Consider the following 22,014-nt stretch of genomic DNA (forward strand, 5'->3'; position numbering starts at 1 on the left):
TGTTAAAAACTGTATACCAGAGTCAAAGAAGTCTCTGTATCCGTGTTTTCTTTGCCTTCCGCAACATCGGAGTTGTTTGTGATGTTGTACGCAACTTTCATCTGGAGTGAGCCATTGATTTTTGTCAAAAGCGCTGTTTCAGACTTTGTTTTAGTGTTGCTATCACCGTATTCTACCGCAACTAATTGCGTGAATTTTGCGTTGTCTGAAAGCTTCCAACTAAAATCCAGTTTTCCAAGAGCGATCATCTCTCCCTCAAACTCACCTGCTTTCGGATCACTGCCATCATCACTTTCTTGATGTTCAAAATACTTATAGCCAGGACCGATTTCCGCATTCAACACCATATCAGGCGTGTTGATGAAACGAGTACCATAACCTAGTGAAACAACTGATTCACTTCGGAATGCACCAAAATAATCAGAAACATAGCTTCCATACAGGTACAGATGGCTGTGCTTTTCGTTTAATTTATAGTTACCTTGAACAGAGGCGGCGTATTTTTCGTTTGTACGCTGCGAACGTTTTTCGCCGTTATCGCTCTCAATTTCATCTTCTTTGTAGATTCCATCAAGTTTGTATTCGTTTTCCCAACTTTCTAAACTGTGTTTAGCTTTGATGCCACCTTTTAGTGTTGTCGTTTCGGTATTACCACTTGTAATAATCGCACCAACTTCACTTGTGACTTCCCATGTTTTGTCGCTATCCGCGAAAGCATTCGCACTTATACAAGCAGCCGCTAATACCGTAAAAACTGGTAGTTTCATGTGTTTCAAACCCTTTTCAATTAATCTTTGTGTAAATGAACGTCCATTTGAGGGAACGGGATAGTAATGTCATTTGCATCAAGCTCTAACTTAATGTTTTCTACAATAGCAAAATACGTAGGCCAATACTCACTCGTATTTACCCAAGGACGCACCACGAAGTTAACACTTGAATCGGCTAACTCCAGCACGGCTACGGTATAGGCAGGATCTTTAAGTACTCGAGCCTCGTTGTCGAGCACCGACTGAAGAACCTCTTTTGCTTTTTTCAAATCAGAGTCATAGCTAACGCCAATGACCAAATCAATTCTACGTGTCGCTTCGCGCGAGAAATTCACGATAGGACCCGACATAATGGCAGAGTTAGGCATAATGATAACTTTGTTATCTGGTGTGCGAAGTTCGGTAGAGAAAATTTCAATCTTTTGAACGCTCCCCGCGCGGCCACCGGCTTCAATGTAATCGCCCGATTTAAATGGACGTAACATAATAATCAATACACCTGATGCAAAGTTTGATAACGACCCCTGAAGAGCAAGACCTACAGCTAAGCCGGCTGCACCTAAAATCGCAATGAAACTCGTCGTCTCAATGCCAACTTGCGATAGCGCCATAAGTACCGATGCAGCAAAGACCAACGCATAAAAAATATTCGCAACAAATGAGCCAACCGCTTTATCTACACCTTTTTTTGCAAACGCTTTTTCCGTTAGACCTTCACAAAAACGCGCAATTCGCATACCAACGAACAAAATGACGATCGCTAATACGCCTTGGATTGTGTAATGTATGATTAAATCAGTATTATTTCTAACCCAATCTAAAATTGATTCCATGATGTCCACTCCGATTTGAATGTGAGCTGATTATTATATGATCCAATGATCATACATAGCGTATATGAATTTTGCCTGTACAACAGAAAAATTTATTAATTTCAAAAAAACTTAAATTTTTCCTTTCCATTACAGGATGATTTATGTATTATGCGCGCCACACCACACGAGGTGTACAACTCTTATAGTGGCGGCTGTAGCTCAGTTGGTAGAGCCCCGGATTGTGATTCCGGTTGTCGTGGGTTCAATCCCCATCAGTCGCCCCACTTCTTACTATATTCCTATCATTTTCATAAAATATTTATTAAGCTGCCTATCTGTACGTTTTTCATTTGGTTCTCTAGTTGTCTTTGCAATCGATGTTTCTTGGTTTAGTTGTTTTTTTCAACTCTTATACCGTATTTGCATCTGTCCCTAAACTTACTTTCTCCTATGGCGAAGTAAACACTTACCCTCAAGTTATTTTGAGTGATGACGGTGACATTCGATCTGGGATTTTATTTGACTTGGCGAATGCCATCGGTAGTGAACTGAATATTCAAATCGAATTTTTGAAAACACCACGAGCACGGCTCGAACAATTACTTTTAGACAAATTTGTTGATATTAACTGTACGGCAAACCCAAAATGGCTTACCTCCTCTAATTTAATTTGGAGTGAGCCGCTTTATGATAATCCAGATTTGTTGATCAACCACCTCAATTTGAGTTCTGTTGAGCAGTTGATTAATTATGCTGAAAGTAAAACAACGCCAACGCTGATTGGCACGGTTCTGGGCTATCGCTATCCAAACTTGGAGCCACTTTTTGACCGTGGCAAACTCGTTCGAATAGATAGCCTCTCACCTTCAATAAGCTATCAACGTTACTTGCGGGGGGATTTTCCAATGTTTGTCATTGCAAAGACTGAAGCCTCCATAGTCGACACTGCGCAAACACAAAATAGCGCTCTAATTGACCATAACTACCTATACTGTGCGTTATCGCCAAAACTATCCGCGAATGATATTTCAGAACTTCTACAAGCAATTCAGAAACTTGTAGTATCCGGTGCAATGAGCGATATTTTAAAACGCTATAGTGTGCAGTGACAAAAGTTACTTAGACTCGTGTTACGCTTTCCTGCTCCTGTGAATACAAGCTCCTAGTATTTATGTCTCGCTCTTTGCGTTGCAATAACACGAATTTAGGGACGTCGCCTCAATTCCATTTATTCTTTCGTGGATAGTTGGTCGGTTACCAAACAGATACTTTCGAGATAACAGCGGGTATCGTTTAATGATTGGAAGAAGCAAACAAAAATGCCACCTTTCGGTGGCATCACACACGGGATTATTTCTATTTACAGATAGAAATGCGTTTCTATTATTATTATTTTAAAACTCATTAGTTCCAGCGTTTGAGTTTATGACCTTTCAACGCATAGAATAATATAAACAAGTAACACGGGATCATAACAATGTAAGCGCCTTGCTGACCGAGACCCGTTGCACTAACGCCGCCCCAAATCAATGGACCAAACGCGCCGCCCGCGATACCCATAATCAATAAACCAGAACCTACACTAGTTAAGCGCCCGAGTCCAGAAAGTGCCAATGGCCAAACGGCTGGCCAGACCATTGCATTCGCAAGACCCAACGCTGCAATAAACATCAACGTATCTGGTAATGCAATAAGCCCAAATGGAACTAACAGCACATTAGAAATAGCATAAGATTCTGAATTGCCGAACACAATCGCTAGTGATAGCAAAATACCAATCACAGCCGAGCCCGTCAATGCCGATTGTTGCGAAATAAACCTTGGAATTAACAAAATACCAATAATGTAACCAATTACCATACAAAACATCGTGTAAGACGTCATGATACTGTAATTTTCGACCTTCAATGAAAGCGCATAAATACCGATGGTGTCACCGGCAATCACTTCTACGGCAACATAAACGAAAAGCGCGAGTACACCTAATGCGAGATTTGGGTATTTAAGGGCTTCTTTGATATCGCCAGCGCCTGGCTCTGCTCCATCATCTTCGGACTGTAATTCCGGCAGCGAAGAGAACTTAACAAATAGAGTAAACGCCAAAATGAGCAGTGCCATATAAATGTAAGGCATCACCAAACTTTGCGCCATCATGTTCTTTTGCTCTTCCGTTAACGTGCTACCCACAGAAAAATCAAGATTTACAACAATTAACGCAGTAAAGATATGCGGTGCGATAACACCTGCAAATTTGTTCAAAATGCCCATGATACTAACACGTACCGCAGCGGATTCTTCTGGGCCAAATTTAACTACGTAAGGATTAACGGCGGTTTGAAGTAATGTAAAACCAATACCATAAATAATCTGGGCAGCGAGGAACACTTCAAACATATGTGTTTTGGCTGCAGGAATATAGAGAAGCGCAGCAGTCATCATAATTAACATGCCAAGCGCCATGCTGTTCTTATAACCGATTTTTCGGATCACCTTCGCAGATGGAATCGCACTAAACGTCACCGATATGTAAAAAGTAAAAATAATAAGCGAGGTTTTAAAAGGGGTGAGTTCAAGCATTTGCTTAAGATATGGCATAAGCGAGCCATTGATCCATGCTATAAATCCAAGCAAGAAAAACGACGACGCAGCAACAATCATAGGCATTAAACTGCTTTTTTTGTTTTGTTCATATTCCACTGTGGCTTCCATAAACTTCATCTCGTTGCAATTGAGGTTATGTTATCACCGACTCAATGTCAGTGTTTTTTTATCTATTATGAATGTGCGCTTAAAAATGACAGCGCTGACATTTTACTTTACGTTAAAATTTATTATTTGACCAGTGTGTTTTTCTTAACCAAACAATAGTGAAAAAGGGCTCAATAGCCCTTTATAATAGGAAGTATCGTACCTTAATTTGGTAAGTATGTAATTCTGCTTACATTTTTATTACCAAGGTACGTTCTGAGTTGCACCGATGGCCCCTTTACCACGGAGGTTGGACCTGAGTAAGTTTGCCAAGACTTTCCACCATCCGTACTAAATTGGATTGGTAATAATGGAAATGCGCTGTTGGCGTGCAGCTTGCCATCTTCAATGATTGCCCCTGGTACAGGTAAATGCGCTTTAATCCCAGCAGTATCGAGCTTAGCTAACTCTTTTTCGCTCAACGTCGCTGCGAATTGCGCCCAATCTTCTAAGCGCTGTGCCTTGTTGATCGTTTGGCCTTCCCACTTAGCCTTATGCCAAGCTCGCTCGGCAAGCGGCAATAAACGAGGAAATACCATTTCCAAAAATTGAGATTCAGTACGTATTGTCTCACTCCACACTTGACCTTGTATACCGAGTATATTTTCTGGCTTTTCAAGCTGTGGCATTGCTCGACCAACTAATGCTTCTAAGTTGTCAATCGGATCAAGGTTCCGAGTCACATCAGCATTGGCATACAAATCATCAGGCATATAACCAAACACCTTTTGTGTATCGGTTGCGCGAGCAGCCCAATAGTAGCCACGCTCTAAAGGATGCGCTTCATAAGGGTGGTCAAAGTACAGATGAGTTCCGTGAGATAAAACCACTTGATATCCATCATTCGCCAGACGATATGCTCTATCCGCAACTCCCCACTCCCAAATATTGTCCCATGCATTCACTGTAAAGGATTTGTTTGGAAACTCTTCGCGATTAAATGGGGTGGTTGCGTCGTACATCAAACCATCTTCCCAAGCTCCCGGCGTTATTCCACGACGGGAAAATATCTGTGCAACTCGTTGTGTGAAGTAAGGCTTTAAATCTTGAACACCAGCCACGCCATTGTCAGCTTGTTCGAACAGCTTTTGGCACGCAGGGGAACCAGTCCAAGCCCCGTGCCCGACCTCATCTCCGCCAAAATGCAAATTCGTCAAACGCACACCTGCTTCTCGATACATCGATTGAATTTCGTAAGTCACTTTTTCAATAAAAGCATACGAGGAATCCATACAAACATTCAGTGCATTGTCGGTATAACTTTGAACCGTTGAGTAAGTTGAAGTGTCGTTTGCTTCACTAAGTAGGTAAGCCTTTGCAGCAACCAAATCTCCCTTAGCAGAATAGTGATTAAAACGCGCTTCCATCGCTTTAATTGCAGCGCGCGCATGCCCAGGGCTTTCGATTTCAGGAATGATGTCAATGTGTCGAACTTTGGCAAACTTCAGTAGCTCAATAAAGTCATTTCGGCTTAAATATCCATTCCCGCTACCTGATTTAAACGGCCCTGTGCCAAGCTGAGTAAGCAAGCATGTTTGCTCTTGTAAATCAAAACAACGTGTAGCACCTATGTCAGTAAGCTCGGGCAAATCTTTAATTTCAAGTCGCCAACCTTCATCGTCCGAAAAATGCCAATGAAACTTATTAAGTTTGTACTTTGCCATTTGTTCAACAAGTTTAAACATCACGTCTTTGCCATGGAAATTACGTCCATTATCGTAATGCATACCTCGCCAATTGAATCTAGGCGCATCTTTGATTTCACCACGAGGAAGCGCGACTTCATTGCTTGCGTTCGCTGGGAACAGAGCCAATAAACTTTGAATACCATAGAATACCCCCGCATTGTCCGCACCCACAATGCGAATTCGGTCACTATCGATATTCAATGTATAACTTTCGGCATCCTTAAGTTTTTTATCCACAGAAAGCTCTATCGCTTTAACGCCCTTGTCTAAAGGTATGTGGTCGGCTAGCATTGCTAATGAAAGACCATACTCAGCTAAATCGTCTTTAAAAACGCTGACTTCAGATGCCAAACGACCTGCAAAGCGAACCTGCCATTCATTATTGAGTCTTGTTGAACCTCGTTTAAATTCAACTTGCTGAGGTTTTGGAATAATGCGTGTGGACGCGTCTTTGATTTCGATGCTATTTACCGCCAAGTTTTGTTCAAAACGGATAGCCGCAGTCGGCGTCACCGTTTGATCTACAGGGTCGTTATATCGCTTTAGTTGGTTTTCACGGGTAAACGATGTCACGAATTGGGTCAGATCTTCCGTGTCCGTATTAGCAAAAATAGCTGGTTGCAATTGTTTTGATACGATGAAGGCACGTGGCATAAAATCGCTGTACGCCGCAATCCACGCCGCCGCTTCAAATTCCACTTTGATAGACTGACCAAGTGCTAATCCTGGAAATTCAGAAGTGGGGACAAGACGATGGAGATCGCCATTGACGTGTTCAAGTTTGAAACCAGGGTGGCGAACTTTCGCAATTTTTCGAATAGAATGAACGTAAATTTGCCAATCACCTTGGCCTTTGGGCAGCTCAACGCGTGAATTGTTGGTTAAGGTAATTGAAGCTAATACTTCACCTGTTTTACCAAAAAAATTATCTTCAGACGTGAACATGAATGTGGTGTCTTTCGCAAACGCATTTAAACTTTGTTGGTTAAAGTTTGCATTGGCAAACAACGGGACCGCAGCACACGCGCCCAGAATCCATTGATATTGCTTTTTCATTCTTCTTTCTCCGAACCTTGGTGGTTTCAGGCAACCTTCTAATTATTGCAGATATTTTGCTCAACTTGTCCCTTTCATCATATATAAACAAAAATGACAGCGCTATCAATTTTTCCTCATAAAAAAGGCGCTTCGTCGCAGAAACGCCTGAAAAGACTAGTATCCGGCAGCTTGGCCATCTTTTCTGGATTCTGAAGCGCCATAGTAAACACCCGTGGTTGGGTCACGCATGATGGCTTGATAGCCGCCATAGGGCCCTACCATTTCCTGTAACTTATGGCCTTTTTCGATAAGGCTACGACGAGTTTGAGCGCTAAAACCATTTTCGAGATGAACTGAACCACCATCGAGCATAATTTCGTCAGTTGGCTGGCTTGATCCCGAATGTAGGATCCTTGGTGCATCGCCTGCTTCTTGCAAATTCATACCAAAATCAATCATATTGATCAGGATCTGGGCATGCATTTGCGGTTGAGTTGCCCCACCCATAACACCAAAGCTCATAAAGGGTTTACCGTCTTTCGTCACAAAAGCTGGAATAATGGTATGGAAAGGGCGCTTGCCTGGAGCATAAACATTGTTATGGCCTTCTTTAAGACTAAATAATTCGCCTCGATTTTGTAATACGAATCCGAGTGTTGGTGGTGTCATACCTGACCCCATACCTCTAAAATTACTTTGAATAAGTGAGACCATGTTTCCGTCTTTATCAGCCGTTGTCAGGTAAATGGTATCGCCCTCAACAGGCCCAGCATGGTCACGCTTAGCGGCTTTATCAGGGTCAATCAACGTTCGTCGCGATTCTGCATACCCTTTTGATACTAATTGTTTTATAGGGAGTGAAGTGAAATCAGGGTCTGCATAATATTTTGCTCTGTCTGCAAACGCCAATTTCTTCGCTTCGACAAACGTATGTACGTATTCGGGGCTATCAAAACCCATTGCTTTTAAGTCAAAACCCTCAAGTAAGTTTAAAATTTGTTGTGCAGCGATACCTTGGCCATTTGGTGGTAATTCCCAAAGCGTGTATCCACGATAATCCACACCTATCGGTTCAACCCAATCACTATGGTGTGTTGCTAAGTCTTCGTAACTTAAATAACCACCTTGCGCTTTCATATATCGGGCTATTTCTCGCGCTATTCTTCCTTTATAAAACGCGTCTCGTCCTGTGTCCGCAATTTCCTGATAGGTTTTGGCTAAGGCCGGATTTTTGAATAGCTCTCCCTTTCTAGGCATAGTACCACTTGGCATAAATACTTCTTTAAAGCCCGGATACTGCCCACGAATCGCCACACTCTTTTGCATGTAGTAAGCGATAAGTTCACTGACCGGAAAACCCTGTTCGGCATACTCAATTGCAGGGGCAAGCAATGTTTTCATTGGTAATTTGCCAAATTTGGCGTGCAGTTCAAACCAACCATCAACAGCACCTGGCACAGATACTGGAAGCGGACCGAAAGATGGAATTTTATTTCCTTGCTGTTTGAGCATATCTAACGTGAGCGACTTTGGTGAGCGACCACTTGCGTTAAGGCCGAATAGCTTTTGCAGTTTGGCATCCCAAACTATCGCAAATAAATCCCCCCCAATCCCCGATCCTGTCGGTTCTACTAAGCCAAGCATCGCATTCGCGGCAATCGCTGCATCGATAGCCGTTCCCCCTTGCCTCATGACATCTAGTGCTACTTGAGTTGCTAATGGTTGTGAGGTCGCAGCCATGGCATGTGGAGCGATGACTTCCGAACGACTCGCAAAGTGCTCTCCCGTGATCCGGTCAAAACTGAATACCGAGAAACTCGAAAGAAGCATCAGGGTGATAAAGGTAGTGCGCTTTGCGAATGAACCCGCTGACTTTGTACGTATCATTATTTTTTTCGTTATACAGAGAACTGATGTATTCACTTTATCGCTCAATTTCAAAGCAGCAACGTGATTGCGACCAATCCTAACTGTACTGAGACAAAAAACCCGCCATACGGCGGGTTTCGGTACAAATATAGGCTAAAAAGACTTACCAGATTTTCACGCGTTCTTCCGGTTTGATGTACATTTTGTCACCTTCTTTTACGTCAAATGCTTGGTAGAACTCAGGCATATTAGACAAAATACCAATTACACGGTATTGACTTGGTGAATGAGGGTCCGTCATCAAACGGTTACGTAATTCTTCATCACGGTATTTACGACGCCAAATCTGCCCCCATCCCATAAAGAAGCGTTGTTCGCCCGTGTAACCATCGATTACTGGCGCCTGTTTTCCACCTAGAGAGATATGATAAGCTTTGTACGCTACGGTTAAACCACCCAAGTCACCGATGTTTTCACCCAGTGTCAATTGACCATTAACGTTCGTGTCGTCAAATGGTTTGAAACCATCGTATTGAGCAACTAATTGCTTACCTCGAGTTTCAAACTGTGCAAGATCCGCTTCACTCCACCAATTACGAAGGTTACCTTCACCGTCGTATTTCGCGCCTTGGTCGTCAAATCCATGGCCTAGTTCATGGCCGATTACCGCACCGATAGCACCATAGTTAACCGCATCATCCGCCTCCAAGTTAAAGAAAGGTGGCTGTAGAATGGCTGCAGGGAATACGATTTCATTATTTACTGGGTTATAGTACGCATTCACCGTTTGTGGTGTCATAAACCACTCAGAGCGGTCCACTGGTTTACCTAATTTTTGAGCCATATCTTGATATGCCCAAGTATTGTGTCGAACATAGTTGCCGACTAAGTCATCAGGATTGATCTCAAGCGCTGAGTAGTCTTTCCATTTGTCTGGATAACCAATCTTAGGCGTGAATTTGTTGAGTTTTTCTTTCGCTGCGACTTTCGTTTCAGCACTCATCCACTCAAGACCATCAATCGCTTGCTCAAAGCCTTTGATTAGATTCGCGACTAAGCCTTCCATACGGGCTTTCGCTTCAGGTGGAAAATACTCTTTGACGTAGATTTTACCAAGAATCTCACCTAACACTTCATTACTCGCATCCACTGCTTTTTTCCACGTTGGTGATTGCTCTTTCACACCACGTAAAGTCGTTGAATAGAAGTCAAAGTTTAGATCAACCATTTCTTGGCCAAGTAAATTAGCGAAATCATTTACTGTGTGGAAAGCTAAATAGTTTTTCCACACTGCTAAATCAGTTTCACTGTATATAGCGCCTAGCTTTTCGAGATAACTTGGCTGGCCCACGATAAGTTCAGATATGGACACACCTGCAGCGTTCAAATATGCAGAAGCATCAATGTCACCAAGTAGCTTGTTCATGTCTTCAACAGACATTTTGTTATACGATTTCGTTGCATCGCGCGTTTCCACACGGCTCCATTGAGCTTGTGCAATTGCAGTTTCAAGCGCAAGAACTTGCTCAGCGGCTTTATCTGAATTCGCGATACCTGCACGCATAAGTACGCTCGACATGTAAGCTAAGTACTTTTCTCTAATCGTTTTGAATTTTTCGTCGTCTTTTAAGTAATAATCGCGGTCTGGTAAACCAAGACCTGATTGATAAACATATAACGCATATTGACTTGAGTTCTTCTCGTCATTATTTACGTACCAACCAAAAGGCATTGTTACACCCTTGATTTGTAAATCCGCCATCAACTCAGATAAGCCGTCTTTGCTTTCCAACGCAGTAATTTCAGTTAAGTAAGGCTTAAGAGGAGCCATACCAAGCTCATTACGCGCATTGACGTTCATGTAACTTTTATAAAAAGCACCTAACTTGAACTCATCGCTGTTTGTATCAGCAGTAAGCTTTGCTGAAGCCGCTTCCAGCACTTCCTTCATCGCATTCTGTGAGTTTTCATAAAGCTGAGTGAAAGAACCGTAGTTTGATTTATCTGCAGGAATTTCTGTACGAGCAAGCCATTTACCATTGATATGGTAATAAAAATCATCTTGCGCGCGTACCGACTCGTCGATATTCGAGAGATCAATACCTGATTTCTGTAGTGCTTGTTCTGCTGCTGGTTTTACTTGTTCTGTTGCGACTTTTTCGCCGCAGCCAACGAGGCCTAGTGCAAGCGCAATACTTGCTGCCGTTAATGTAATCTTTTTCATCGCCATCTCTTTGTATACCCAACCCATTCGCTAAATGCGTGAGTCGTTTGTTGTTAATAGTGAAGCAAACTTGAGTAGTGTACCCTTCTAAGGTTTACACTGAAAACCATGTATTTTGTAACAAGATATGTGTCTCTATTTCAAGATTGCTGCGATAATTTGCTTGTTCGCCTCTGGAAACTCATAAGTAGAAAGTTGTTGCTTATCAACCCAACACAAAGGTTGACCTTCCAACCCTTTAGCTTCGCCTATAAAATCTTGAACTAAAAGAACTTTAAGTGATACACACTTATCACCATAATCATGATCAATGGTGATTAACGGTGTTGCACTTTGAATAGTAATATCAACTTCTTCCTTAAGTTCTCGCTTAAGTGCGTCAAATACACTTTCATCCTGTTCAATTTTGCCACCTGGAAATTCCCACAAACCGCCTTGATGTTGTTCTGCTGAGCGTTTGCAAATGAGTATTTGGTTATGGTGTTCAACCACGCCAACTGCGACGTTAACTTGCTTTTTAGACATATTTACTCCATAAAAAAAAGCGACTTACGTCGCTTCTTTCATTGCGCTGTGATTAGCTCAACTTACCACAACACTGCTTGTACTTTTTACCTGATTGGCAAGGACATGCTTCGTTACGACCGACTTTAGGTTCATTACGTGCAACCACTGCCCCTTCAGGAATTTCGCCACCAATGTGTTCTGCTTCTGCATGCTGATATTCACGTGGCGCTTGCTCACTGCGACGATGTTGTTCTTCAACTTTCTCAACATCTTCTTCCGCACGAACCTGTACTTTACTCAGAATTCCGACAACATCGATCTTCAAGTTTTCAAGCATTTGCGAGAATAACTCAAAAGATTCACGCTTGTATTCTTGCTTAGGATTCTTTTGCGCATAACCACGTAAGTGGATACCTTGACGTAAATGATCCATTGCAGCAAGGTGATCCTTCCAATGCTGATCTAGGCTTTGCAACATCACGGCTTTTTCGAATTGGCGAAGCACTGATTCTCCAACCATTTCTTCTTTTTGCTTATACGCTGCCTCGATGTTTTCAAGGATACGTTCACGCAATAATTCTTCATAAAGCTTATTGTCGTCTTGTAGCCACTGCGTAATCGGTAAACTAACAAGGAAGTCCGCACGTAAGCGTTCTTCAAGTCCAGAGATATCCCACATTTCCGCCAAGCTCTGCGGTGCGATGTATTGATTAATCACGTCGTTCACTACGTCAGCTCGAATAGCAGTAATCGTCTCTGAAATATCGCCTTCTTCAAGCAGTTCATTGCGTTGCTCATAAACCACTTTTCGCTGATCATTCGCCACGTCATCGTATTCGAGAAGTTGCTTACGGATATCAAAGTTACGCGCTTCGACTTTACGCTGCGCATTTTCAATCGCACGGTTTACCCACGGGTGCTCAATCGCTTCACCACGTTGCATACCAAGCTTACGCATCATGTTGGTCATACGCTCGCCAGCGAAGATACGCATCAATGCATCTTCCATCGACAAGTAGAATCGGCTTGAACCCGCATCACCTTGACGACCTGAACGACCACGTAGCTGGTTATCAATACGACGAGACTCGTGGCGCTCAGTACCGATAATATGTAGACCACCGGCTTCTAAGACTTTCGCTTGTGTCTCTTTCCAAGTTGCTTTAATGTCCGCGATTTGCTCATCCGTTGGATTTTCAATTTTTGCAACTTCCGCTTGCCAATTACCACCCAACATAATGTCTGTACCACGACCAGCCATGTTTGTTGCAATGGTTACTTTTCCAGGAAGACCCGCATCTGCGATGATTTCAGCTTCTTGCGCATGGAATTTCGCGTTCAGTACATTGTGCTCAATCTTTTCTTTACGTAAAAAGTGAGACAAATACTCTGAGCTTTCAATCGAAATTGTACCAACCAAAACTGGCTGACCGCGTTTTTGACAGTCGCGAATGTCTGCCAAAATGGCTTCGTACTTTTCTTCTTGAGTCAGATAAACCAAGTCGGTACGATCATCACGGATCATCGGTTTATTCGTAGGAATAACAACAGTATCTAGACCATAAATAGATTGAAATTCAAATGCTTCTGTATCTGCAGTGCCCGTCATACCAGCAAGTTTTTCGTATAGACGGAAATAGTTTTGGAAGGTGATCGAAGCCAATGTTTGGTTTTCGTTTTGAATACGAACACCTTCTTTCGCTTCAACGGCTTGATGAAGACCCTCTGACCAACGACGACCTTCCATCGTACGGCCTGTGTGTTCATCGACTATAACAACTTCGTTGTCTTTCACAACGTAATCAACGTCTTTTTGATACAGTTTATGAGCGCGAAGTGCCGCATAAACGTGACTTAGCAACGTAATATTGCCCGCTGAATACAGAGAGTCACCTTCTTGTAACAAACCACGTGAAGTGAGTAGCTCTTCAACTTTAACTTGGCCGCGTTCAGTAAGGTGAACTTGCTTACTCTTTTCATCAATCGTGTAATCGCCGTCACCTTCAACACCTTCTTCGTCTTCTTTTTCTTGTTGAATCAGTTCAGGAACGATCGTGTTGATCTCAGTGTAAAGTTGGCTGCTGTCTTCCGCTGGTCCAGAGATAATGAGTGGAGTACGCGCTTCGTCAATAAGGATTGAATCCACTTCATCCACAACTGCGTAATGAAGAGGGCGCTGTACGCGTTCATTAATACTAAACGCCATGTTATCGCGCAAGTAGTCAAAGCCAAACTCGTTGTTGGTTCCATAAGTAATATCGGCTGCATACGCTTCTTTCTTTTGCATACCCATCATACCTGGGACATTGCAGCCTACGCTTAAGCCTAGGAATTCGAAAAGCGGACGGTTATTTTCAGCATCACGTTTTGCTAGGTAATCATTCACCGTAATAACATGAACCCCTTTACCTGTGATACCGTTTAGGTAAGCTGGTAACGTTGCTGTTAACGTTTTACCTTCACCTGTGCGCATTTCCGAGATGCGACCTTGATGAAGCACCATACCACCAATCATCTGTACATCGAAATGACGCATGCCATACACACGTTTTGACGCTTCACGGACCACCGCAAACGCTTCTGGTAATAAGTCATCGAGACTCGTACCTGCGTCGTAACGCTCACGGAATTCAGCGGTTTTCGCTTTCAATTGCTCGTCAGAAAGGGCACTGATGTCTTTTTCTAATGCATTGATGAGGGCGACTGTTTTTCTTAAGTTTCTAATGGTGCGGTCGTTTCGACTACCAAACAGTTTGGTAAAAATTTTAGTTATCATGTTAAAACCGTTACGTTATTTTTGATGAGCCGCGTGCTCACCTTCGTCAACTTAATGTTAAGTTGAATAGCTCTAGAGTCTAAAAAGTTGCCATATCATACCAGACTTAACGACGCTGCAAACCAATTGATGAAAATGAATGCATAACAACGTTAAAAATCTTATTCGAGACAACAAAATGTGCATTGTATTGGTAAGATATGAAGGCGGCATGACTGAATTTCAAGTTTGATCCAAAAAACAAATCTCCGATTCTCACTCATCCCGAACTTTGCTAGACTTTAACGCAACTGCTGCAATTTATCGCATTAAAAAATGGCTAAAAATCGTTACGCACCAAAACCTGTTGAAGAAGTTTTTCAAGGAATGTCCGTAAGTAATAAGTTGCGCACATTTGCTTCACTGACAGCGAAACAAACTGAATTGCAACACGCAGTTGAACAGGCTCTTGGGCCCATTTTAATTAAAAAATGCCGTGTGTCTCATTATCAAAATGGCACTCTCTTTATTGAAGCAGGTTCAGCGACGCTCGCCACTCGATTAAATTACATGAGAATGGATATACTATCCTCTGTACGTCAAGCAGGTTACCCAGAATGTATTCAGGTGAAAATATCCAGCTCACCAGACGCTCAGACTCGGTTTGCAGTAAAAGAAAAGCAAACATCCTACCAAACGTCTAACAACAGTGCTAAACGACAAATGAGCGAACAAACCGCTGAACATTTAAACGCGATTGCCGAAAATGCTCCGCATGGTTTGAAAGAAAAGTTACAACGTCTTGCCAAACACGCCAGCAAAGAATAAGAAAGACCAACGTTTAAGCTGGTCGCAACGAAGTTACGCTTTGACGCTGAATTTGTAGATTTTCAGGCATAAAAAATGGCGCCTAAGCGCCACTTTCATCATAAACTCAATTATGCAGTAACAAGTTCCAGTCCAGGAGCCGGCATGTGAACTTGTTCATCAAATGTAGCCCATTCCCATGCAGATTCTGTCGCCATAATTTGACGCAGTAACTTGTTATTCAAACCATGACCTGATTTGAAACACGTAATCTTGCCAAGAATGTTATGCCCTGCCATAAACATATCACCTACACAGTCTAGGATTTTATGCTTAACGAATTCATCCGCATAGCGAAGACCATTCGGGTTCAATACTTTAAACTCGTCTAGTACAACCGCATTATCCATGCTTCCACCTAGTGCTAGGTTGTTCGCATGCATATACTCGATATCTTTCATAAATCCGAAGGTACGAGCACGGCTGATTTCTTCGGTAAAACTGCGTGGCGTGATATCAAGACCAATACGTTGGCGACTATCGTTAATCGCAGGGTGGTTAAACGCAATCTCAAAATCGATATGAAAACCGTCGTAAGGCTCAATTTCAGCCCATTTATCACCGTCTTCAACACGTACTTTTTCTTTGATACGAATAAACTTTTTCGCTGCATTTAGTTCTTTAATGCCACCTTTTTGAATAAGGTAAATGAACGGTAATGCACTCCCGTCCATAATTGGCACTTCAGCACTATCAAGTTCGACGATTAGGTTGTCGATCCCTAATGCAGCAACAGCTGCAATTAAATGCTCGGTTGTGGATAGACGAACACCATCTTTGTTTGTTAAACAGGTACATAACTGCGTATCACCAACCGCTTCCGGTGTAGTTTCAAAGTTCACAACAGGGTTGAGGTCAACGCGACGAAATACCACACCGGTATTCGCACTCGCGGGTCGGAGAGTAATAGTGACCTTTTCGCCTTTGTGAAGCCCTACTCCAGTTGCTTTGACTACTTCTGCAATCGTACGCTGTTTTATCATAGGTTCGCCCACTCTAATACATAAGGGTGCGGATCGTATCATAGATACGACCAGCTGCCAAATTGTTTAAACATCAACCAATGATTTTTCATTGATTGTATGTTCACCGAGCACTACTTACGGTTAATTAATCGCTTTGCTTACGCAAAAATGCAGGAATATCAAAATAATCTGCATTGTCTTTCTTAGCCGCTGGTTTTACTGATTCTGCTTTTGGAGCATCATTTGCTTGCACTTCAGGTTTTGACACCATCCCAAGATCATCATCCGAAACTGGGCTAGTGAAACTTGGTACAAACATACCTGCATTTGTGCTTGAGCTCATTGTTGGAGTTGTATCTGCACCCACCGCCTTTTTGAAATTGTTATTCACAATGCCAAATTGAGGGCGACGATCACCGCCTAAACCTGTCGCTACAACAGTAACGCGCAGCTCTTCACTCATTTCAGGATCAATAACCGCACCGACTACAACAGTTGCATTCTCAGACGCCAACGCTTTCACATGGTTCCCCACAATCTCAAATTCTTCGATCGTGATATCCATACCTGCGGTGATATTAACTAGAATGCCTTTCGCTCCCGTTAAATCTACGTCTTCAAGTAATGGGCTTGAAATCGCCGCTTCTGCTGCTTCTTGTGCTCGATCTGGACCAGTTGCTGACGCAGTCCCCATCATCGCCGTGCCCATTGCCGACATAACCGTTCGTACGTCTGCAAAGTCGACGTTGATTAGACCCGAACGCGTAATCAACTCAGCAATGCCTTGTACCGCACCGTATAACACGTCATTAGCTTTGCCAAACGCATCGAGAAGCGTTGTGCCTTTGCCTAGTACTTTCAGAAGTTTGTTATTTGGGATAGTGATAAGTGAATCAACGATTTCAGCTAGTTCAGAGATACCTTGCTCTGCCGCCGCCATACGTTTTTTGCCTTCAAGGTCAAAAGGACGTGTAACTACTGCAACCGTCAAAATACCCATGTCTTTTGCGACACGCGCAACGACAGGTGCAGCACCAGTACCAGTACCACCGCCCATGCCAGCGGCAATAAACACCATATCTGCGCCTTCAAGCGCGTTACGGATTGATTCTTCATCTTCTTCGGCTGCTTTACGTCCGACATCTGGATTAGCTCCAGCACCTAGACCTGCGGTAATTTGCTTGCCTAGTTGAACGGTAATGTCAGCAGCTGACTTACGTAATACTTGCGCATCAGTGTTTGCAACGATAAAACGAACGCCTTCGATTTGTTGTTTTACCATGTGTTCAACGGCATTTCCGCCGCCGCCACCTACACCGATGACTTTGATGACAGCTTCTTCGCTGTGCTGTTCCATAATATCAAACATCTTCATCACTCTCCGACTATTGAGTCTTAAAACTCACCCTGGAACCACTTTGTCATGCGACTCCACCAACTATCCTGCTGGTTGTCCTTCGATTTTTGTGCATTCATCGTTTGCAACGTACGGCCATATTGTAAAAGACCAACAGCCGTTGCAAAAGCAGGATCGTTAACATAATCAGTAAGACCCACTACACCGAGTGGCTTACCAACTCTTACTGGCATTTGGAAGATTTCTTCCGCCACTTCCAAAGCCCCTTGCATCTTTGCCGTGCCACCTGTGAGGACAACACCGGCTGCAATTTGCTCTTCAAAACCTGCGCTGCGAATTTCTTCATAGGCAAGTTCAAATAATTCTCTAAAACGAGGCTCAACCACCTCTGACAACGTATGTCGCGACATCAATCTAGCAGGGCGACCACCTACACTTGGCACTTCAATTGTTTCTTCGCTGCTCGCCATTTGGCTGCTTGCACATGCGTATTGTACTTTAAGCGATTCAGCATGTGAGATAGGTGTACGGAATATTTTTGCAATATCCCCCGTCACTTGATTACCCGCGACTGGAATTACCGCCGAGTGGCGCAGAGCACCATTAATGAAAATAGCGATATCCATTGTGCCACCGCCAATATCAACAACCGCAACCCCGAGTTCTTTTTCATCTTCCGTCAATACGGAATAGGAAGACGCTAAAGCGCCGAAAATCAGTTGGTCGACATGCAATCCACAACGTTCCACACACTTTTCGATGTTTTTTGCCATATCATTTGAACAAGTAATGATATGTGCACGAGCTTCCATTCGCACACCACTCATCCCTAACGGGTTTTTTATCCCTTCTTGCATATCAATGCTGTATTCTTGCGGTAACGAGTGCAACATTTTGCGTTCAGCAGAAATAGGAACTGAGCGCGCAATGTGGATCACGTTGGCGATATCATCATCGGTGACTTCAGCATTATTAATCGCCACAACACCACTTTCGTTTTGACACTGAATGTGCTTTCCTGAAATACCTAAGTACACCGAGCTTATACGGCAATCTGCCATCAGCTCCGCTTCGTCAATCGCACGACGGATGGAGTCAGACACTAAATTTAGGTCGTTCACGCCACCTTTATCCATACCATGAGAAACTTGACGACCTACACCGACAATACTTAATTTATTGTCTGCGGTGATTTCACCAACCGTTGCAACGACCTTTGACGTTCCAACATCTAATCCAATTACCAAATTTCTCTCAACTGATTTGGTCATGCTGCACTCTTATTTTGTGATTGTTCTTTATCTGGGTATTTCCAACTGACCGCCAGGCCAGTGTCATAACGCAAATCGACTACATCTATCTGCGCGCCTTCAGGTTTTTCCAAATGCGGAAAAACGTCTATAAATCGTTGTACTCGTTTCGCTTTCTCGGTCCGCCCTAAGTTCAAACGGATCCCATTGTCTAACCACAATTGCCATGCAAATCGTTCAGACAACGCAAGGCTTTCTAATTTAAACTGATTCACAGCCAGTAGCGCTTTTAGCTGACCAAACACTTCCCACGCTTCCTGTTCACTCCCCTCGGGGCCATACAGTTGCGGCAGATGCGCTGGCAATTTGTCGCTATTTGCTTGAAACACTTCCCCTGCCTGATTGAGCAATAAATCACTGTTCCAAATTGCCACCGGCGTATGCTCAACAACATAAACTTGCAGGGTATTCGGCCACTGCTTTCTAACTGAAGCTGTAGCAACCCAAGGTAGCGCTTGTACTTCTCGCTGAACCTGTTTGACATCCAATTCGAAGTAGCTACTCAAATCAACTTTTCGAATTGCCTTTAAGATCTCATTTTCGTTTGTGTACTTCGGCTTTCCAAGAACAGCTAACTGTTTGATTTGCGCATCTTTATGCGTGACCAACCAATCACTCACACCAAAGAACAATTGCCCAATACCAATCACTACACAAAGGAAAAAGCTTACCCCGCCAATTAACGACCAGTTCTGACGTTTTGCGCCGCGGTAAACCTTTCCCAAAAATGCTCGCATATTAAAGTGTTTGCTCCAAAATGCGAACAACTAATTGCTCAAATGTTAATCCTACTGCTTTCGCAGCCATTGGCACGAGTGACTTCTCTGTCATGCCCGGGACGGTATTTACTTCCAATAAATAGAAATTTCCCGCTTCGTCTCGCATTGCATCAACGCGACCCCAACCACTTGCACCGACTAGGTCAAATGCCTGCTTGGCAAGCTTTTGTAATTCAACCGTCTCAGCTTCGCTAAGTGCTGCAGGGCAATGGTACTGAGTTGTCGTAGATTGATACTTTGCCTGATAGTCGTAAAAACCACGAGGTGTTGTCATCTCAATGACGGGCAATACTTGCTCACCTAGCACTGAAACGGTAAATTCACGTCCTGTAATCCACTGCTCTACTAATACTTGACTGTCGTATTTAAATGCTTCTTGTAGCGCAACATCCAGCTCTTGAGCATTTGAAGCTTGTGACATCCCAATGCTTGAGCCTTCGTGGCTAGGTTTCACCATTACTTTGCCCAATTTGGCAATGATTGCTTCTGCATCAAAAGGTTCTGTAGTCGAAACCACTTCATAAGGTGCTGTACTCAGACCTGCCGATTTAAACAGATGCTTGCAACGTACTTTGTCCATTGCAAGCGCACTACCTAGCACACCACTACCGGTGTAGGGCAAATTCAGATATTCAAGTGCACCTTGCACCGTTCCATCTTCACCGCCTCTACCATGCAATGCGATAAATACACGTGATACATCCAAATCTTCAAGAGCAGACAGAGATTGCTCCTTTGGGTCAAACCCAAACGCATCAATACCTGCATTCTGTATTGCATTTAATACAGCACTGCCTGACTTCAACGAAACTTCACGCTCCGCTGAATGCCCGCCTAGTAAGACTGCTACTTTACCAAACTGGCTCATAATCCACCTGTTTTAAAACCGAAATTGAAAGTTCTGCCGCCGCCAACTTTTTCACTAGTTGACCGATATTGCCTGCACCTTGTGTAATGACCAAATCATTGTTTTCCATGACATCCGCAAGGACTTGGCCCAATTCAACGTGATTTGCCACATGAATTGGTTCGATGCCTCGCTTGCGAAGGCTTCGGCACAAACTCTTACTGTCAGCACCTACTATTGGCGCCTCTCCCGCTGAGTACACATCCAACAAGATTAATTGGTCGACTTCAGCAAGTACCTTTACGAAATCTTCATATAAATCGCGCGTACGGCTAAAGCGATGCGGTTGATAGATCATCACTAAACGTTTATCAGGCCATCCTGCACGTGCCGCTTGAATCGTCGCTGCAACTTCCGATGGATGATGACCGTAATCATCAACCAGCATGATGTCACCTTTCTCCGTTGTAAAAGTTCCATAATGCTGGAATCGACGCCCGACCCCGGCAAACTTAACTAGCGCACTTAAAATCGCGTGATCCGCGATGTCATGATCTTTTGCCACCGCAATTGCAGCCGTTGCGTTGAGCGCATTATGCAGACCTGGCATATTCAAAGTCACATTCAAGCTATGACCTTGTTTTGTCACTACGTTAAAAGTCGAACTGCCGCTGGTTTGCGTAAATTCACACAAGCGATAATCCGCTTCAGCATTCAAGCCATACGTGATCACTGGCCGTCCAAAACGCGGGATCAACTCATTGATAACCTCTGAATCACTGCAAACCACCGCTAAACCATAAAATGGCAGGTTGTGGATGAATTCGACATAAGTGTCTTTCATCTTTTCAAAGTCGCCACCATAGGTATCCATATGATCGGCTTCAATATTCGTAACAACGGATACCATTGGCTGTAAATGTAGGAAAGACGCGTCTGATTCGTCTGCCTCTGCGACAAGATAATGGCTGCTGCCTAATTTCGCGTTTGTACCCGCACTATTTAAAAGGCCCCCAATTACAAACGTGGGATCGAGGCCCGCTTCTGCAAAAATACTCGCAATCAAACTTGTCGTTGTGGTTTTGCCATGCGTACCCGCAATAGCAATACCGTGACGATAACGCATCAACTCAGCAAGCATCTCTGCACGACGAACAACTGGAATACGCGCCGCTTTTGCAGCTGCAATTTCAGGGTTACGCTCGTCGATTGCGCTTGACACCACCACTACATCGGCGTCTTTCACGTTGTTTTCATGGTGACCAATAAACACTTCTGCACCCACTTTGATTAACCGTTCAGTCATCGCGCTGGTTGCAAGATCAGAACCGGTGATGCGATAACCTTCAACAGCCATCACCTCAGCAATTCCCCCCATGCCAGCACCACCGATGCCCACAAAGTGAATCGTGTTGATCCGTCTCATTGCTCTTGGTTTGTTCGTTTCTATCACGTGATTCTCTTATCAATCTATT

The 22,014-nt window shown here is 43.4% G+C and carries 16 protein-coding genes and 1 tRNA gene; 3 read left to right on the plus strand and 14 right to left on the minus strand.

The window, feature by feature from the left end:
• Positions 1-2: 2 nt before the first annotated feature.
• Both NI389_RS07535 and NI389_RS07540 read right to left on the minus strand, forming a co-directional pair.
• Positions 3-767: a DUF481 domain-containing protein gene (locus tag NI389_RS07535; protein WP_308362268.1), complete on the minus strand. Its 765-nt coding sequence runs from the start codon at positions 765-767 to the stop codon at positions 3-5.
• A gap of 20 nt (positions 768-787) precedes the next feature.
• Positions 788-1,603 carry a mechanosensitive ion channel family protein gene (locus tag NI389_RS07540; protein ID WP_308362269.1) on the minus strand — a complete coding sequence of 272 codons (816 nt, stop codon included), beginning with the start codon at positions 1,601-1,603 and terminating at the stop codon, positions 788-790.
• Between the two features lie 190 nt (positions 1,604-1,793).
• On the opposite strand from NI389_RS07540, the gene NI389_RS07545 reads away from it, so the two are divergent.
• Positions 1,794-1,869, plus strand: a tRNA-His gene (locus NI389_RS07545).
• Positions 1,870-1,947: 78 nt separating this feature from the next.
• On the plus strand, positions 1,948-2,694 hold the full coding sequence (locus tag NI389_RS07550) for a hypothetical protein (protein WP_308362270.1): 747 nt from the start codon (positions 1,948-1,950) through the stop codon (positions 2,692-2,694).
• A 295-nt stretch (positions 2,695-2,989) separates the two neighbouring features.
• Here NI389_RS07550 and nagP read toward each other — a convergent pair whose 3' ends face one another.
• From nagP to secA, 6 genes are all read right to left on the minus strand, one after another.
• Positions 2,990-4,294, minus strand: coding sequence for an N-acetylglucosamine MFS transporter NagP (gene nagP / locus NI389_RS07555; protein ID WP_308362271.1), 1,305 nt, complete (start codon positions 4,292-4,294; stop codon positions 2,990-2,992).
• 203 nt (positions 4,295-4,497) lie between these two features.
• Positions 4,498-7,077, minus strand: a complete 2,580-nt coding sequence (locus NI389_RS07560) for a family 20 glycosylhydrolase (RefSeq protein ID WP_308362273.1) — start codon at positions 7,075-7,077, stop codon at positions 4,498-4,500.
• Between the two features lie 156 nt (positions 7,078-7,233).
• The gene (ggt, locus tag NI389_RS07565) at positions 7,234-8,889 is read right to left on the minus strand and encodes a gamma-glutamyltransferase (RefSeq protein ID WP_308362528.1); all 1,656 of its coding nucleotides are present in this window, start codon (positions 8,887-8,889) and stop codon (positions 7,234-7,236) included.
• A 202-nt stretch (positions 8,890-9,091) separates the two neighbouring features.
• A complete protein-coding gene (locus tag NI389_RS07570) occupies positions 9,092-11,152 on the minus strand; it encodes a M13 family metallopeptidase (protein WP_308362275.1) in 2,061 nt (686 codons plus the stop codon).
• Between the two features lie 135 nt (positions 11,153-11,287).
• Positions 11,288-11,677: an 8-oxo-dGTP diphosphatase MutT gene (mutT, locus tag NI389_RS07575; protein ID WP_208844230.1), complete on the minus strand. Its 390-nt coding sequence runs from the start codon at positions 11,675-11,677 to the stop codon at positions 11,288-11,290.
• Between the two features lie 52 nt (positions 11,678-11,729).
• The gene (gene secA / locus NI389_RS07580; protein WP_308362276.1) at positions 11,730-14,435 is read right to left on the minus strand and encodes a preprotein translocase subunit SecA; all 2,706 of its coding nucleotides are present in this window, start codon (positions 14,433-14,435) and stop codon (positions 11,730-11,732) included.
• A 315-nt stretch (positions 14,436-14,750) separates the two neighbouring features.
• Here secA and NI389_RS07585 point away from each other — a divergent pair, with 315 nt between their 5' ends.
• Positions 14,751-15,242: a DUF721 domain-containing protein gene (locus NI389_RS07585; protein WP_308362277.1), complete on the plus strand. Its 492-nt coding sequence runs from the start codon at positions 14,751-14,753 to the stop codon at positions 15,240-15,242.
• Positions 15,243-15,352: 110 nt separating this feature from the next.
• Here the strand turns inward: NI389_RS07585 and lpxC are convergent, their stop codons facing one another.
• The 6 genes from lpxC to murC form a co-directional block, all read right to left on the minus strand.
• Positions 15,353-16,264 carry a UDP-3-O-acyl-N-acetylglucosamine deacetylase gene (gene lpxC, locus NI389_RS07590; RefSeq protein ID WP_308362278.1) on the minus strand — a complete coding sequence of 304 codons (912 nt, stop codon included), beginning with the start codon at positions 16,262-16,264 and terminating at the stop codon, positions 15,353-15,355.
• Between the two features lie 127 nt (positions 16,265-16,391).
• The gene (gene ftsZ / locus NI389_RS07595; RefSeq protein ID WP_308362529.1) at positions 16,392-17,615 is read right to left on the minus strand and encodes a cell division protein FtsZ; all 1,224 of its coding nucleotides are present in this window, start codon (positions 17,613-17,615) and stop codon (positions 16,392-16,394) included.
• 26 nt (positions 17,616-17,641) lie between these two features.
• The gene (ftsA, locus tag NI389_RS07600) at positions 17,642-18,874 is read right to left on the minus strand and encodes a cell division protein FtsA (protein ID WP_308362279.1); all 1,233 of its coding nucleotides are present in this window, start codon (positions 18,872-18,874) and stop codon (positions 17,642-17,644) included.
• Positions 18,871-19,650 (minus strand): cell division protein FtsQ/DivIB, encoded by a 780-nt coding sequence (locus tag NI389_RS07605; protein ID WP_308362280.1) that lies wholly within the window; start codon positions 19,648-19,650, stop codon positions 18,871-18,873. Before NI389_RS07605 ends, ftsA begins: the two co-directional genes overlap by 4 nt.
• Position 19,651: 1 nt before the next feature.
• Complete coding sequence (locus tag NI389_RS07610; RefSeq protein ID WP_308362281.1) at positions 19,652-20,560, minus strand: D-alanine--D-alanine ligase; 909 nt, start codon at positions 20,558-20,560, stop codon at positions 19,652-19,654.
• Positions 20,544-21,965 (minus strand): UDP-N-acetylmuramate--L-alanine ligase, encoded by a 1,422-nt coding sequence (gene murC, locus NI389_RS07615; RefSeq protein WP_308362530.1) that lies wholly within the window; start codon positions 21,963-21,965, stop codon positions 20,544-20,546. The genes NI389_RS07610 and murC overlap by 17 nt, the downstream gene beginning before the upstream one ends.
• Between the last annotated feature and the right edge of the window lie 49 nt (positions 21,966-22,014).

The organism is Pseudoalteromonas xiamenensis (genome assembly GCF_030994125.1).
GTDB classification, from domain to species: domain Bacteria; phylum Pseudomonadota; class Gammaproteobacteria; order Enterobacterales; family Alteromonadaceae; genus Pseudoalteromonas; species Pseudoalteromonas xiamenensis_B.